Origin of the sequence: Pseudomonas siliginis, assembly GCF_019145195.1 — a bacterium.
In the GTDB taxonomy this organism is placed as follows: domain Bacteria; phylum Pseudomonadota; class Gammaproteobacteria; order Pseudomonadales; family Pseudomonadaceae; genus Aquipseudomonas; species Aquipseudomonas siliginis.
Genome location: NZ_JAHSTW010000009.1, coordinates 199471 through 212497, shown reverse-complemented (window position 1 = coordinate 212497; position 13027 = coordinate 199471). Strand labels below are relative to the sequence as shown.

At 60.7% G+C, this 13027-nt stretch carries 13 protein-coding genes; 10 read left to right on the top strand and 3 right to left on the bottom strand.

The genetic code is table 11. The features are described from left to right. Positions 1 to 2: 2 nt before the first annotated feature. A complete protein-coding gene (locus KVG87_RS18990; protein WP_217852048.1) occupies positions 3 to 938 on the bottom strand; it encodes a LysR family transcriptional regulator in 936 nt (311 codons plus the stop codon). 113 nt (positions 939 to 1051) lie between these two features. Here KVG87_RS18990 and KVG87_RS18985 point away from each other — a divergent pair, with 113 nt between their 5' ends. The 3 genes from KVG87_RS18985 to KVG87_RS18975 all read left to right on the top strand — a co-directional run bounded on the left by KVG87_RS18985 (position 1052) and on the right by KVG87_RS18975 (position 2420). Continuing rightward, positions 1052 to 1537, top strand: coding sequence for a DMT family transporter (locus KVG87_RS18985; protein WP_217852046.1), 486 nt, complete (start codon positions 1052 to 1054; stop codon positions 1535 to 1537). A 3-nt stretch (positions 1538 to 1540) separates the two neighbouring features. Beyond that, on the top strand, positions 1541 to 1993 hold the full coding sequence (locus tag KVG87_RS18980) for a DMT family transporter (protein ID WP_016775406.1): 453 nt from the start codon (positions 1541 to 1543) through the stop codon (positions 1991 to 1993). Between the two features lie 259 nt (positions 1994 to 2252). Next, positions 2253 to 2420: a metallothionein gene (locus KVG87_RS18975; protein ID WP_016775405.1), complete on the top strand. Its 168-nt coding sequence runs from the start codon at positions 2253 to 2255 to the stop codon at positions 2418 to 2420. A gap of 22 nt (positions 2421 to 2442) precedes the next feature. Here the strand turns inward: KVG87_RS18975 and KVG87_RS18970 are convergent, their stop codons facing one another. Next, a complete protein-coding gene (locus KVG87_RS18970; protein WP_016775404.1) occupies positions 2443 to 2715 on the bottom strand; it encodes a hypothetical protein in 273 nt (90 codons plus the stop codon). Between the two features lie 49 nt (positions 2716 to 2764). Beyond that, entirely contained in the window at positions 2765 to 2992 is a 228-nt protein-coding gene (locus tag KVG87_RS18965; RefSeq protein ID WP_016775403.1) for a DUF6555 family protein, read from the bottom strand. Positions 2993 to 3138: 146 nt separating this feature from the next. Between KVG87_RS18965 and KVG87_RS18960 the strand changes: the two genes are divergently transcribed. From KVG87_RS18960 to KVG87_RS18930, 7 genes are all read left to right on the top strand, one after another. Next, complete coding sequence (locus tag KVG87_RS18960; RefSeq protein ID WP_217852044.1) at positions 3139 to 3903, top strand: AraC family transcriptional regulator; 765 nt, start codon at positions 3139 to 3141, stop codon at positions 3901 to 3903. 227 nt (positions 3904 to 4130) lie between these two features. Then, positions 4131 to 4304, top strand: coding sequence for a DUF1427 family protein (locus KVG87_RS18955; RefSeq protein ID WP_073471384.1), 174 nt, complete (start codon positions 4131 to 4133; stop codon positions 4302 to 4304). Positions 4305 to 4335: 31 nt separating this feature from the next. Continuing rightward, positions 4336 to 5292, top strand: coding sequence for a quinone oxidoreductase family protein (locus KVG87_RS18950; protein WP_217852042.1), 957 nt, complete (start codon positions 4336 to 4338; stop codon positions 5290 to 5292). Between the two features lie 172 nt (positions 5293 to 5464). Next, positions 5465 to 7468: a type VI secretion system tip protein TssI/VgrG gene (gene tssI, locus KVG87_RS18945; RefSeq protein ID WP_217852040.1), complete on the top strand. Its 2004-nt coding sequence runs from the start codon at positions 5465 to 5467 to the stop codon at positions 7466 to 7468. Further along, the gene (locus KVG87_RS18940) at positions 7465 to 8331 is read left to right on the top strand and encodes a DUF4123 domain-containing protein (RefSeq protein ID WP_217852038.1); all 867 of its coding nucleotides are present in this window, start codon (positions 7465 to 7467) and stop codon (positions 8329 to 8331) included. The genes tssI and KVG87_RS18940 overlap by 4 nt, the downstream gene beginning before the upstream one ends. Further along, positions 8328 to 11912 carry a toxin VasX gene (locus KVG87_RS18935; RefSeq protein ID WP_217852035.1) on the top strand — a complete coding sequence of 1195 codons (3585 nt, stop codon included), beginning with the start codon at positions 8328 to 8330 and terminating at the stop codon, positions 11910 to 11912. Before KVG87_RS18940 ends, KVG87_RS18935 begins: the two co-directional genes overlap by 4 nt. Beyond that, positions 11902 to 13017, top strand: coding sequence for a hypothetical protein (locus KVG87_RS18930; RefSeq protein ID WP_217852033.1), 1116 nt, complete (start codon positions 11902 to 11904; stop codon positions 13015 to 13017). The genes KVG87_RS18935 and KVG87_RS18930 overlap by 11 nt, the downstream gene beginning before the upstream one ends. Positions 13018 to 13027 lie beyond the last annotated feature (10 nt).

Here is a 13027-nt window from a genome sequence, read left to right as displayed (position 1 = left end):
GCTTAAGGTCTGTCCCAATAGGGCACTTCGCCAAAGCACTCGACAAAAAAATCAATCACCGTCCTCACCTTCACCGACAACCGCCGGCTCCCCGGCCACAGCACGGCGATCTGCTGCGGTTCCAGGCTGTTCGACACCTGATATTCCCCCAGCACCGGCACCAGTGTGCCCTCGCGTACCGCTTCGCCAATCAGCCACGACGGAAACATCACCAGCCCCAGCCCCTGCTGAGCGGCCTGGGTCAGGGTGTCGGCGTGGTTGCCGGTGATCGGGCCTCTGACCGTGTACGGCGTCCAGTCCTCGCCATCACGGCGGAAAAACCAGCGCTGCTGACCGGCCGCGCCTTTGTAGGCCAGGCACTGATGCTGCGCGAGTTCGTCCGGGTGCTGCGGCGTGCCGTGGCGTTTGAGGTAGGCCGGGCTGGCCGCGACCTGAAAACGGTGCGGCGCCACAATGCGTGCCTGCATGCTTGAATCGTGCAGCGCGCCGATGCGAAACAGCAGGTCGGCGCCTTCCTGTAGCGGGTCGACGTAATGGTCGGTTTGCTGGATATCCAGTTGCAGCTTCGGATAGCGCGCGCAGAGCTGGCCCAGCCAGGGCGTCAGATGGCGCTGGCCGAACACCACCGGGGCGTTGATGCGCACCAGTCCGGTGGGTTCGCTTTGCTGTTCCTGCAACGCCTGTTCGGCTTCCTCCAGTTGCACCAATAGCAGCCGCGCATGGTGGCCGAGCGTGCGTCCGGCTTCGGTCGGGGTGACGGCGCGGGTGTGGCGGTAGAGCAATTGCTGGTTCAGCGCCTGTTCCATCAATTGGATCTGCCGCGAAATGGAGGAGGGCGCGACCCCTTCGCGGCGGGCGACTTCGGAAAAACTGCCGTGGTCGAGGACCGCTACAAACAGCCTTAACGCTTTGAATCCGAGTTCGTTGAGCCCGTGCATGCTGTGTCTCGCTGTGCGTGTTGCGCAAAAGTGTTGTCCGGATGCTCCCATTTATCGCACAGCGGCGCCAGCCGATAATCCGCGCCATTGTTTTTGAGCGTGGAAGGTTATGTATGCAGACGTTGGATGAAGGGGTGGTTGCTGCACCGGTAAAAAGATCGGTGTTGCGTCTGCTGTTGCTGCCACTGGTGATTCTCGCTGGCATGGGCTTGTCGGTAGAAGCCGGATTACTCGGACCGCTGGGTGAGCAGGTCGGGCATTTGTGGGCGACGTTGAGCATCTTCGGTGTGGGTTCGGCGATTCTGTTTTTGCTCTTGCTGTTCGCCGGCCCACAGAAAGGCCCGGCGCTGACCGAGTTGCCGCGCTGGCAGTTGATCGGCGGTTTTCTCGGGCCGATCTACGTGGTGGTGCTGACGCTGGCGACGCCGCATATCGGCATTGCCATGACGATGATTGCGATTTTGTCCGGTCAGGTCGGCAAGAGTGTGCTGATCGACCATTTCGGCTGGTTCGGCGCGACGCGCAAGAAGGTCAACGGCGAGCGCTGGCTGGCGTTGGGCTTGATTGTGGCGGCTTTGGTTCTGATTGCGCGGGGGTGAGTGATGGGTCTGGTGATTTTGTTGGCGGTGGTGGTATTGGCCGGTGCGGTGTTGAGTGTGCAGGCTGCGATCAATGGTCGTCTGGGTGAGACGGTGGGTGTGCTGCGTTCCAGTCTGCTGACCTTTGCGGTGGGCGCGGTGGTGACCGGGTTGTTGATTCTGTTTTTCGAGCCGGCGCAGGCGGTGAGTCTGCTTGAGGTGCCGAAGTGGCAGTTGACCGGGGCGCTGTTCGGCGTGGTGTACATGATGGTGATGGTTGGCGCGGTGCCGGTGGTCGGGACGGCTGTGGCGACGGTGGCAGTGATTGTCGGGCAGTTGGGCATGGGGATGTTGATCGACAATTTTGGCTGGTTGGGGAATCCGGCGATCGGCTTGTCTCCGAGCCGGATGCTGGCCATGGTGTGTCTGGCGGTGGCTTTGGTGTTTATGTATCGGAGTTCGCGGCAGGCGCAGTGATTTTTGAGTACATATCCGGTGCTGCGGGTGTTGCCCTCCGCTCAGCCTGCCGACAGGCTCTGAGATCAAGATCAAAAGCTATTCGAGCTAACGCTCATTGCTTTGTGCGGCGAACACCTGTGGGAGCGAGCCTGCTCGCGAAGCATCTCTGCGTCGCCCAATCTCTCAACAGTTGGCCAGCCTGCAACACCACCTTCTACACTGTCCCTTAAGGCTTGCTCGCAAGCCCCAGACAACCACCACGCAAGGAGTCTGTCCCATGTCCGATAAAAAATGCGACTGCCCGGGCTGCAACTGCACGATCAAAGAAGGCGAACATTCCTACGCTGTACACGGTAAACACTATTGCTGCGAGGCTTGCGCTCATCACCATAAGCACGGTGAAGAGTGTGCGATGAAGGGTTGCGGTTGCGCTCATCCGAAATAAGCGCGGCAAAAAAAAGTGGAGCCTAATCAGGCTCCACTTCCATTTTCAGACTGTCGTCGTCCTGTCGTTCAAAGTGCCTGACCGTGCCTTGCAAGGTTCGCCCTTCGACCTTGACCACCACAACCTTGGCTTGGTGGAGGTCTTCCGGTACCGGTGCCTGGACGCACAAGGTGAAGCGATAAGGGTCATCCGCGACCGTTTCCAGTGCGACTGCGCAATTCACCGTTTTGGTGATCTGGCCGAAGAAGGTGGTCAGGCCGTAGTCCAGTCGGGCCGGGTGATAAGTGTCGGTCATCGGTCGATTCCCCCTGTCGATTGCCAAGCCTGCGGTGAAGGCGGTGGGGTCAGTTGGTCTGGCGCCAGGTGACGTTTTCCAGACCGAATTTTTCTGCCATCGGTTTGCTGGTTTTTTGCACTTTCTCGCGGCCGAAGCGCGGGATGCGACCTACGCCCGCGTCGCAGCTTGCCCAATGCCAGGCTTCGGCGTTGTCCATTTTGTCCGAGCGGATAATGAACGACTTGGGGGTGCCATGCAGTGTGTAGTCGATGACGTAAAGTTTTGCGTTGTTCATAAAGCCCGAATTCCTCCCTGTGGTATTAAACGGATCGCGCTGTGCCGGGAAAATTCATTCGGATTGTCCGACGGTATCTATCGTTGGCGAGTGCGCGGCGTGCTGGTTACCATGGCGGCTTCGCCGACCCCCTGTGAACGCTCGCCATGGCCCTCGCCGCGCCCCCTGATCTGACCGACACCGATGTGCCCGTGCAACCGCTGGCGCGAACCTATCCGCGTGGTTTGTTCATTGAGCCGCACGAGCATGTCTGGGGGCAGTTGCTGTATGCGATGAGCGGGGTGATGTGGGTCGAAACCCCGCACGAAGCGCTGGTGGTGCCGCCGCAGCGGGCGGTGTGGTTGCCGCCGGGGGTGCCGCACGGGATCCGGGTGGTGTCGGATTTGCAGATGCGCAATATCTACCTGCGCCCGGCGCTGGCGGCGACGCTGGATGCGACAGTGCAGGTGATCGAAGTTGGTGGTCTGCTGCGCGAGTTGATCGTCGGGCTGGTGGCGCAGGGCGATGACGGCGAGGCTGAGTATTACGAGGCACTGGTCGGGCTGGCGTTGCTGGAGCTGCGGCGGGCAAGGCGTTCGCAACTGAAGATTCCGCTGCCGGATGAGTCCGACCGGCGTCTGATGAATCTGTGTCAGGCCGTGATGGCCGCGCCGTCGCTGGAGATCCCGTTCGAGCAGCATGCGCAGAACGCCGGGGCCAGCGTGCGTACGCTGGCGCGGCTGTTCAAGGACAGCCTCGGCATGGGCTTCGCCGAGTGGCGACGCCAGGTGCAGTTGGCGACGGCGGCGGCAGCGTTGATTCAGGGCGTGGCAGTGAGCGTGATTGCTCGCGAACTGGGTTATTCGCCGAGCAGCTTCAGCGACATGTTTCGCCGGGAGCTAGGGGTGGCGCCTTCGCAATTTGCTGTGTAGGAAAAATGTCTGACTTGTGAGATGCCTGTGGGAGCTGGCTTGCCAGCGATGGCGGCTTGGCATTCAACGGATATGTTGACTGACCCACCGCTATCGCTGGCAAGCCAGCTCCCACAAGGTTCTTTGTGAATTGGGGTTTTTGTCCGAAATTCAGAAGTCCTTGGCCGATACCGCTCCGCCCGTTTCCCTAGACTCTGCCCATCACTTATCGCGGCGGAGTTCCTTTCATGAACTACCTCATTTCTCTGGCCATCGGCCTGGGCGTCGGCCTGCTCTACGGCGCGCTCGATTTCCGTTCTCCCGCACCACCGGCGATCGCGCTGGTCGGTCTGCTCGGCATGTTGGCCGGTGAGCAGTTGTGGCCGCTGGGCCGGCAACTGGTCGCTGGCTGGTTGTCCTGAATTTCCCTTTTTCCTTTCGGTGGATATGCCCATGAAAGCGTTGCAATTCGATCAGACCGGCGACCTGTCTTCCCTGCGTTTCGTCGACGTTCCGACCCCGGTGCCCGGCGCCAATGAAGTGCTGGTGCAGATCAAGGCTGCCGGGCTCAACCCCAGCGATGTGAAAAACGTCCTTGGGCGTTTTCCTTACACCACACTGCCACGGGTTCCGGGGCGGGATTTTGCCGGGGTGGTGGTCGAGGGGCCACAAGCACTGATCGGTCAGGAGGTCTGGGGTACCGGGCGCGAGTTGGGCTTCTTCGCCGACGGCGCCCATGCACAATTCGTCAAACTGCCGGCCACTGGCGTGGCGCACAAACCGGCGCACCTGAGTTTCGCCCAGGCGGCCAGTCTTGGCGTGCCTTACACCACGGCGTGGGATGCGCTGGAACGCAGCCTGGTCAGCGCCGATACGCGCTTGCTGGTGATCGGCGGCGGGGCAGTGGCCACCGCGGCTTTGGCCCTGGCAAAAGTGCGCGGCGCGCAATTACTGGCGGCGGCGCGCCGGCCCGAGCAGGTCGCGGATCTGCAGCAGCAGGGCTATCAGACGATTCAACTGGATAAGCCTGAAGAGCTGGGTGCGCAGGTCAATGCGGTGTATCGCGGTGGCGCCGATGTGATCTTCGACACCACCGGCTTCTGGCTGCCCGCTTCGGTGGCGGCACTGGCGACCTTCGGTCGCATCGCCATCATCGCCGCACCGGTCGACGGCCACGTGCAATTGCCGGCGCTGGCGCTGTATCGCAAGGGCGGCTCGGTGGTCGGGATCAACTCGTTGTTGTACGGCGTTGAGGCGTGCGCGGCGATGCTCGAGCAGTTCGGGCGGTTCTTCGATGAGGACCGCTTGCCACTGCCGCAGGGCTTGGTGGAGGTGCCGCTGGCTGAAGGGCTGGCGCGCTATGAAGAGGTCAATCAGGGCGGTGGCGACAAGATCATCTTGCTGCCCTGACCACAGGGGAAAGGCATAGGATCCGGGATCATTTCCGTAGGATCCCGGCCGCTTCTCTGTGGGCCATGTCCTTTTCGCTCGCAGACCGGCAAAACAGGGAAAGGTCTGACTTCACCCATTGCAGTGCACCGTTGCACAGTCCCGTCTTTCACTCAGACACAGGGACAGGTGGATGCGCATCGCTGGCAGGCCCGTTGTTTTCACTCTCGAGATAGAAGGCGTTTCCCACGATCTTCAAGTGTTCGGTTTTCGCACCCGGGAAGTGCTCAACCAGACCTACGAACTGGATCTCGAGCTGGTCAGCGAGCGGCCCGATCTGGATCTGGAAGGCTTACTGCATCGGCCGGCCTTTCTCTGTTTCGGTGCCGACGGTAGCGGCATGCACGGGCTGGTCTATCGGGTCGGCCAGGGTGATTGCGGTGTTCGGCTGAGCCGTTACCAGATCACCTTGGCGCCACACCTTGCCTACCTCGCGCACCGGCGCAATCAGCGGATTTTCCAGAACCTGAGCGTGCCGCAGATCATCGCCAATGTGTTGAGCGATCACGGCATGCAGGCCGATGCCTGGTGTTTTCAGCTCAGCGCCGAGTACCCGGCGCGGGTGTATTGCGTGCAATACCAGGAATCCGATCTGCACTTCATCCAGAGGCTGTGCGAAGAGGAGGGCCTGCACTTTCACTTCCGCCACCGCCGTGAGGCGCACCTGTTGGTGTTCGGCGACGATCAAACGGCGTTCCTCAAACACGACGTCACGACGCGCTATGTGCAGGGCAACGGCCTGGTTGCCGATGCGCCGGTTATCGACCAGTTCACTGTGCGCCTGGAGCCACGCTCCAACATCGTCGAGCGCCGCGACTATCACTTCGAAAAGCCCGCAGTGCAGTTGGACGCCAAGGTCAGTGCAGCGCGGGTTCCGCTGCTGGAAGATTATGAGTTTCCCGGGCAGTTCACCCATCGCGAGCGCGGCAAGCACCTCAGCCAGCGTGCGCTGGAGCGCCATGGTGCCGACTATCGTCTGGCTAACGGGCGCAGCAATCAGGCGCTGATGCGCGGCGGCAGTTTCATGACCATGGCGGATTACTCGCGCGCCGACTGCAACGATTTATGGTTGCTGACCGAGGTCGAGCACATCGGCAAACAGCCGCAAGTGCTCGAGGAAGCGTTCACCGAGCAGGCTGACGCAGATGGTTTCAGTCAGGGCTATCGCAACCATTTCGTCGCGACGCCGTGGGACGTGGTGTTTCGCCCGCAGCTCAAGCATGTCAAACCGCGCGTCAGTGGCAGTCAGTTGGCGGTGGTGACCGGCCCGCCCGGCGAAGAAATCTACAGCGATGCCTACGGCCGCGTGAAAGTGCAAATGCTCTGGGATCGCGACGGCCAGCGTGATGAACAGTCAAGTTGCTGGCTGCGCGTGGCCACTGCCTGGGCGCATGACCGCTACGGCAGCGTGCAGATTCCTCGCGTCGGTATGGAAGTGCTGGTGGGCTTCACCGATGGCGATCCGGACAAACCGCATGTGCTCGCCTGCCTGCCCAACGCCGAAACCCCGGTGCCACTGGACCTGCCGGCGCAACAGACGCGCAGTATCTGGCGCAGCCAGAGCAGCCCCGGCGGCGGTGGTTACAACGAACTGCGCATCGAGGACCGGCAAGGCGCGGAAGAAATCTCCATCAGGGCGCAGCGCGACTTGGTGCAGCACGTGCTCAACGACTTGCGTGTGCAGATCGACAACCTGCACAGCCAAGTGATTGGCGGCGTCTCCAGCCTTGAGTTGCGTGACGAGGAACATCACCTGACCCACGGCAATCGCCTGACTGAACTCAAGCAGGACGATCATCTGTGGGTGCAGGGCGAGCAGCATGTGCGGGTCGCCAGCCAGCGCGTCAGTGCGGCGCAGCAGCTGCATTTCGGCGCGGGCGAGCAGGTGGTTTTCAACAGCGGCCTGCAGATCACTCTGGCTGCTGGCGGGCATTGGCTGACGGTCGGCGCCGCCGGCATTTTCAGCAGTGTGCCGGTGGTGCAGGGCGGGGCGCCGACGGTGTGTCTGCCAGCGGAACCCTTGCTGCCGGGGGCTGCGCCGTTGCTCAAGGCGACGTTCGATGCCGTGCAGCAACGGCATGCGCTGCTGACCACGCGGACCTCGCGTTGCCTGATCTGCGAGGCAGCCCAGGCATGAGCCTTTTGACGGATTGGCCCGAAGGTTTGCCGTGGGCTGAGCAGCAGGCGTTTGTGCTGCTCGATGGTGCGACGATCACGGATTTACCGGCGCAACTGCGAAGGCTCGATCCCGCCGCCAACGCTTTCGCGCTGTACGACCAGCCACCGTTTTCGGCCCTGCGTGACGTCTCGCCGCTGCTGGTGGCGCTCGCTGACGCTGACGATCCGGTGGCGCGGTTTTATCGCCAGCACGCCCAACAGGAATGGGGCGTGCTGTTGTTCAGCACCGCGCCGGCGCATGAAATCGTCGCGCATTTGCGCCAGTTGCTGATCGTCGAGTTGCCGGTCGGCTCGCCGGTGTTGTTGCGGCTGGCGGATGCCGCCGTGGCGCAGGCGCTGTTTGCCAGCGGCGATGCGAGTCTGTTCGGGCCTCTGGGGTGCGTGGTCACGGCGGATGGTGCGCGGCAAGTCTGGCACCGTCAGCGACCTCGGCACGGGCAGGGTGGGGCGCTGGTGTCGCCGTATCGGTTGAGTGCCGAGCAGGATGCCGCGCTGGATCGGGTGGATCGGCGGCGGGTGTTGCTACAAGTCGATGCGTATTTGCTTGAATATTTTCCCCGGTTTCATACCGGGGAAACCATCGCTGAACGTTGGATGCTTCTGGAACAAATCGAGGCAAAAGCCAGCGCGCTCGGCCTGAGCAGCCAATCGGAATGGCTTTACTTCGCCAACCTTGTCGCCTCTCTCAACGGCGCTGATCCGGATGAGCATCCGCAGATCCAGCACTTGCTACACGAGCCCTCCCTGCAACCGATCGGTGAGCGCTTGACGCTGGCCGTTTCAATGGCCCGCCAATGGGCGTCTGAAAGAGTCCGACCATGAACCATCCCGCCGACCTTGCGGCAGCCGCCGCGTCCAAAGCCCCGATCATCGGTCCCGCCGCCTGCCCCTTGCGCAACACCCACGTGCAACTGCTGCCCCTCGCGTACGGCGTGGTGGAAAAACCCTTCGACCCCAGCACCGAATTCACGCTGCCGTACACCCTGACCGCGCGCCCCATGGGCATCCGCCGCCTGCGCGACGGTTGGCTGTACATCGTCGACAGCCTCAGCGGTGAGCTCTACGAATATCGCGTGCTCGACGGCGTGATCAGCGCATTGCTGCATCGCGGCAAAAGCGTCAGCGAGGAGCAGCGCAGCGCCATCGAAGAACGTCCGGCGTTGATCTTCTCGCGCAAAAGCACCCTCTACGTGACCTTCGCCGACGTGCAGTTGAGCGCGGCGAAGTGCCGGCAGGTGCTGGACAGCGCGGAGGAGCGCGAGCACTTCATGCAGGCGGTCGATCTCGGCCCGGTGCATTGTCTGATCGGCGGCGAGCATCTGCTCACCGTGGCCCAGGCCAAACAGTGGCTGGCGGAAGTGGCCTGCACAGCGAAACCGCTGGCCGAGGCGGACGCCACGCGGATGTCGACGGTGCAGGTCAGCGATGCGCCGGAGCACGAACGCGAACCCTATCTGTGGGAAAACCCGCGACGTTTTCGCGAGGCGCATATCGGCGAATTTCTTGGTCGGGTGCGCGGACCTTATCAGGACGACACGCTGTTTCTGCTGGTCAACGACGACCTCGGCGTGATGCGCGATCTGGCCGATTATCAGGACCTGGTAGTCGGCTGGATCGAGCAGTGGAGCAACACCGACAACAACGAGCGCGACTATCTGCTGGCCAGTTACATCGAGTCGCTGAGCCAGTTGGGCGCTCAGGATTTCGACACCCTGGCCAAGGCCAACGACGATCCGCGCGCCCAGGCATTCTTTGCTGAACTGGAGCAATTGCCCGAACCGGATCGGGAAAATACCCGGCAGGCGCTGCTCGACTATTTGAACAAGGGTGGTGAGGTCGAGCCAGTTGCAGGCGAAGCCACGCCTGAGTTGCAACAGCTTCGCGAAAAGGCACTGGACGAGTCGCTGGCGCTGAACCGTTTCGACGGCGTCGCCCCGGATTTCACCGCACATGCTCGCGTCACCGCCGAGGCGGACCGACGCTTTTATACCCGTGAATATTTTGCTGAAGTCGCCCCGGCTGATTTCGTCGAGCGTCACCTGAGCACACTGGTCGACCTCGGCAAGGATCAGAGCCGGCGCATGAAGGACGTTCTCGACGGCCCGCTGCTCAGCGGCAAACGCGGCATCAACGATCTGATCGACCGTCCGGCGATGGACGAGGTGCTGAACAATCATCGCGACAACCTCGGACGCTGGAATCGCCTGCTCGAACGCATCACCGCCGATCGCGCGCAACTGCTGTGCGCCGGGCGTTTCCATCGCTCGGCTTGGTATTTCGACGGGCAAGTGCAGATCGATCAGGCGCTCGCCAGCGAATACGCCTGCCTCAAGGACATCGGCCGTAGCGATGCGGCCAACGAACAAATGCTCGATTACCTCGAACAACACCCGCAACTGACCCGCCCGTTGTTCTACACCTTGCCGCTGCGCTTGCAGACCGAGCAGGCCGGGCAATATTCAACGCTGTTCAACGCCGGCATGGCGATGTTCAACAACCTGCCGGACTGGCTGGCCAAGTTGCAGAGCATCGAGCAGCCGCAGCTGCCCGCGCTGGACGACCTGCCCGCACACAGTCGCGTCTTGGCGGACGCGGTGCAAGACACCTACAGCCCGGCGCTGAACCTCGGCCTGAGCCGGGCGCTGGAAGGTTTTGATCTTGCCGGCGAGAAAATCCCCGACCTCGACGAGCTGTTCCAGCGCTTGCCCAAAGCCCTGCGCCTGCGCGTGTTCGACGCCGCGCGAACCAGCGGCGTGACCTTCACCGTGTCCACCCCAGCGGAGCAAGCGGCGCTGCAAGCCACGATCAAGGAAGTGCTGCGCGAGCGCGACTACCTGAAAACCCTCAACCGCGAACGCAACCAGCTCACCCACAACAAAAACCGCCAAGGCCACAAAACCGCCCGGGCGATGGAATTGCAGGAAGAAATCGTCCGCGTGCGCACGCAACTGGCGCTGTTCGAAGGCCGCCTCGCGGCAGCGTTAAGCCCGATCGACGAACTGCCGGATCGCTCGGCGCGGCTGTACGGCGCCACCCCGGCGAAAGCGGGATTGACGGTGGTGTTTCCGCCGGCGCAGCAAGGGGAGTTGCGTGGGTTGTTGGAGAACATTCGCGCGGGGGTGGCGGGGGTTTCGAAGGCGAGTCTGGTGCGGACGGAGGGGATGGGGTTGTTGGTGGTGTTGGTGCAGGTGGTGAATTTGGTGGGGGCTTATCGAGAGGTAATGAAGCAGACGAGGGACAGGAAGAAACGGGCGGATTTTTTGGCGGCTCTTGCCGCTACAGGCGCTGCGGGATTTACCGCTGCGCAGGGGCTTGCTGATACAGCTTTGAAGGCTCGCAGCACGAGTCTAGTTGGGAGTTTGCAGCTTGAAGCGTTGCAACAGGTTCGTGTGCAAATGGGTAAGTTGCATGTTGGTTTGGGCTTTTTTACTTATTTTTTTGGTTTAAGAACTTCTATTACCAGCCTCGGAAACCAGGATCGAAAATGGCAAGACGCGATCCGCAGCGGCACTCCATCTGAGCAAAGGGCGGCTGCGCTGGCAACGTTGGGCGCTGCAGGTATGGTTGCAGCTAACGGATATGGAGCGAGTAACACTGTCTACGCTTCTTTCAAAGTGTTCACTGCACCTAATAGCTCGGCACGCACGGCCGCTTGGGCTGCAGCTGGTACACGTCTTTCTTTAGTGTTCTTTCGCTTCAATTTGGCCGGTGCGTTGTTCACCGTGCTGGAGTTCGTCGGTACTTGGCTGTTCAATCGTTACAACCTTTCTGCCCATGAGAAGTGGCTGAAAATTACGCCTTGGAGCCGTGATGACGAGATGCGCGGAGACCACTCTCTGGATGACTATCAAAATTATCTGGCGTTTTTGATACACGCTCCTTACGCCCAATCAGGACCTGATCCCAGTGACACCTGGCTGAAGACATTATTATTTGGCGCCAAACCCAGTGATATCCATTTGGTTCTGCCGAGGCTGGCACTAAATGATCTTCTGCCACCGTTAAACGGTAAACCGAGTCAACGCTTGGGAATCGGTGGCCATAGACTTGTTGCACCGCTGCATGGTCGCGGTGTGCCGCAAGTACGCAAGGAAGTCATTAGTGAGGAGATATTGAGCAGTCTGCGAATCGTGAAGTCATCGACAGATGGTTTGGTGCTTTGTCTTCAGTACCCCATCCGTCACGATTCTGACTATACGCCTGCAAAGGAAACGCTCGAACTTGCCATATGTATCCAGACCGTCAATGGCAAAGGTGGGGCGGAGTCAAGAACGCGCGTGATTCATATTGACCCTCTGGATAGCGGTCATTTTGCTGTAGTAACTTCTGGCTCGGTTAAAGACAACCCTCCGGTTTTGCTGGTAGAAACTCAATACCTCGAATGGGCTGACCATGCTGAATAATCGCAGTAATCCTCTTTCCAGTTCGGAATATGAGGGGGTTAAAAAAGCGGGCGATATTGAGCCGTTCCCAAGCGGGAAAATTACCTATCTCGCACCGTTGCCATTACCTACATCAATGCCGCCTTACGGACCTCATATCGGAGCGTTCAATGACGGATACATGGATTTTGGTCTCGGCTCACTGGAGGTATTCCCATGGCAGCTAATTTTCGGCGGAACGACCGCAGGCACTTTTATGGTGCTCGTTTTATTTCCTTTGTTCACGGGCTTGCTAGGAATTCTTTTTGGCTATGGGAACGAGGCAATTTGGGAATCAATGGTAGGTGTATTCGAAGTGGCATTGGAAAATGAGTTAATTTGCGGCCCCTTGACCCTGTTCATCGGCCTCGGCGTCTGGCACCACGTCCACAAAAAGCGCCTCTCCCTCATCCCAACCCGCTTCAACCGCCAACGCCGCGAAGTCTGCTTCATGCCCGAAGGCGCCATCGAGCCAGTCTTCGTCCCATGGGAATCGCTGTCTGCCTGGATCATCGAAGCCAAAGGCGCCACCCAGTTCGGCATCCACCGCCAATACGGCATGGGCATCGGTTTCTACCAAGGTGAAACCCTCATAAGCCAGGAATTCCAATGCGCCGGCCTGGAGCTCGCGATCAGCCATTGGGAGGCGATTCGCGGTTACATGGAGTACGAAGTCAACGACCTCAAATCAATTCAGGATTTGCAGGATCTGCAAGGCCCGGACGACCCGCCCCACGAAGGCCTGCACACTTTCCGTAACGCCCGGGCGCGGATGCATCAGCAGATCCGTGAAGGCCGCCGCTCGCGGTTGTCGGGATTTTTTTGGTACCTGTATCACGTCATGACTTTATGGACGATTCCAAACCGTTTGGTCGAATGGGAAGTGCGCCGACTCGAAAGAATCGGCAAGCAGGCGCTGCCGGAAGTCATGCGCGCCTGGTCCGAGCCGCTGCCGAAAGAGCAATGGGCCAAACCCAGTGAAGAGTTGTTGCGGCTGAGCGAACAAGTGCGGCGGATGCACAAGCGCCAGCCGCACCGGCCGATTACGCAGATTTTTGCTGAGGTTTGCAGGCGGGCTGTGGACTGATGCAGAGCAG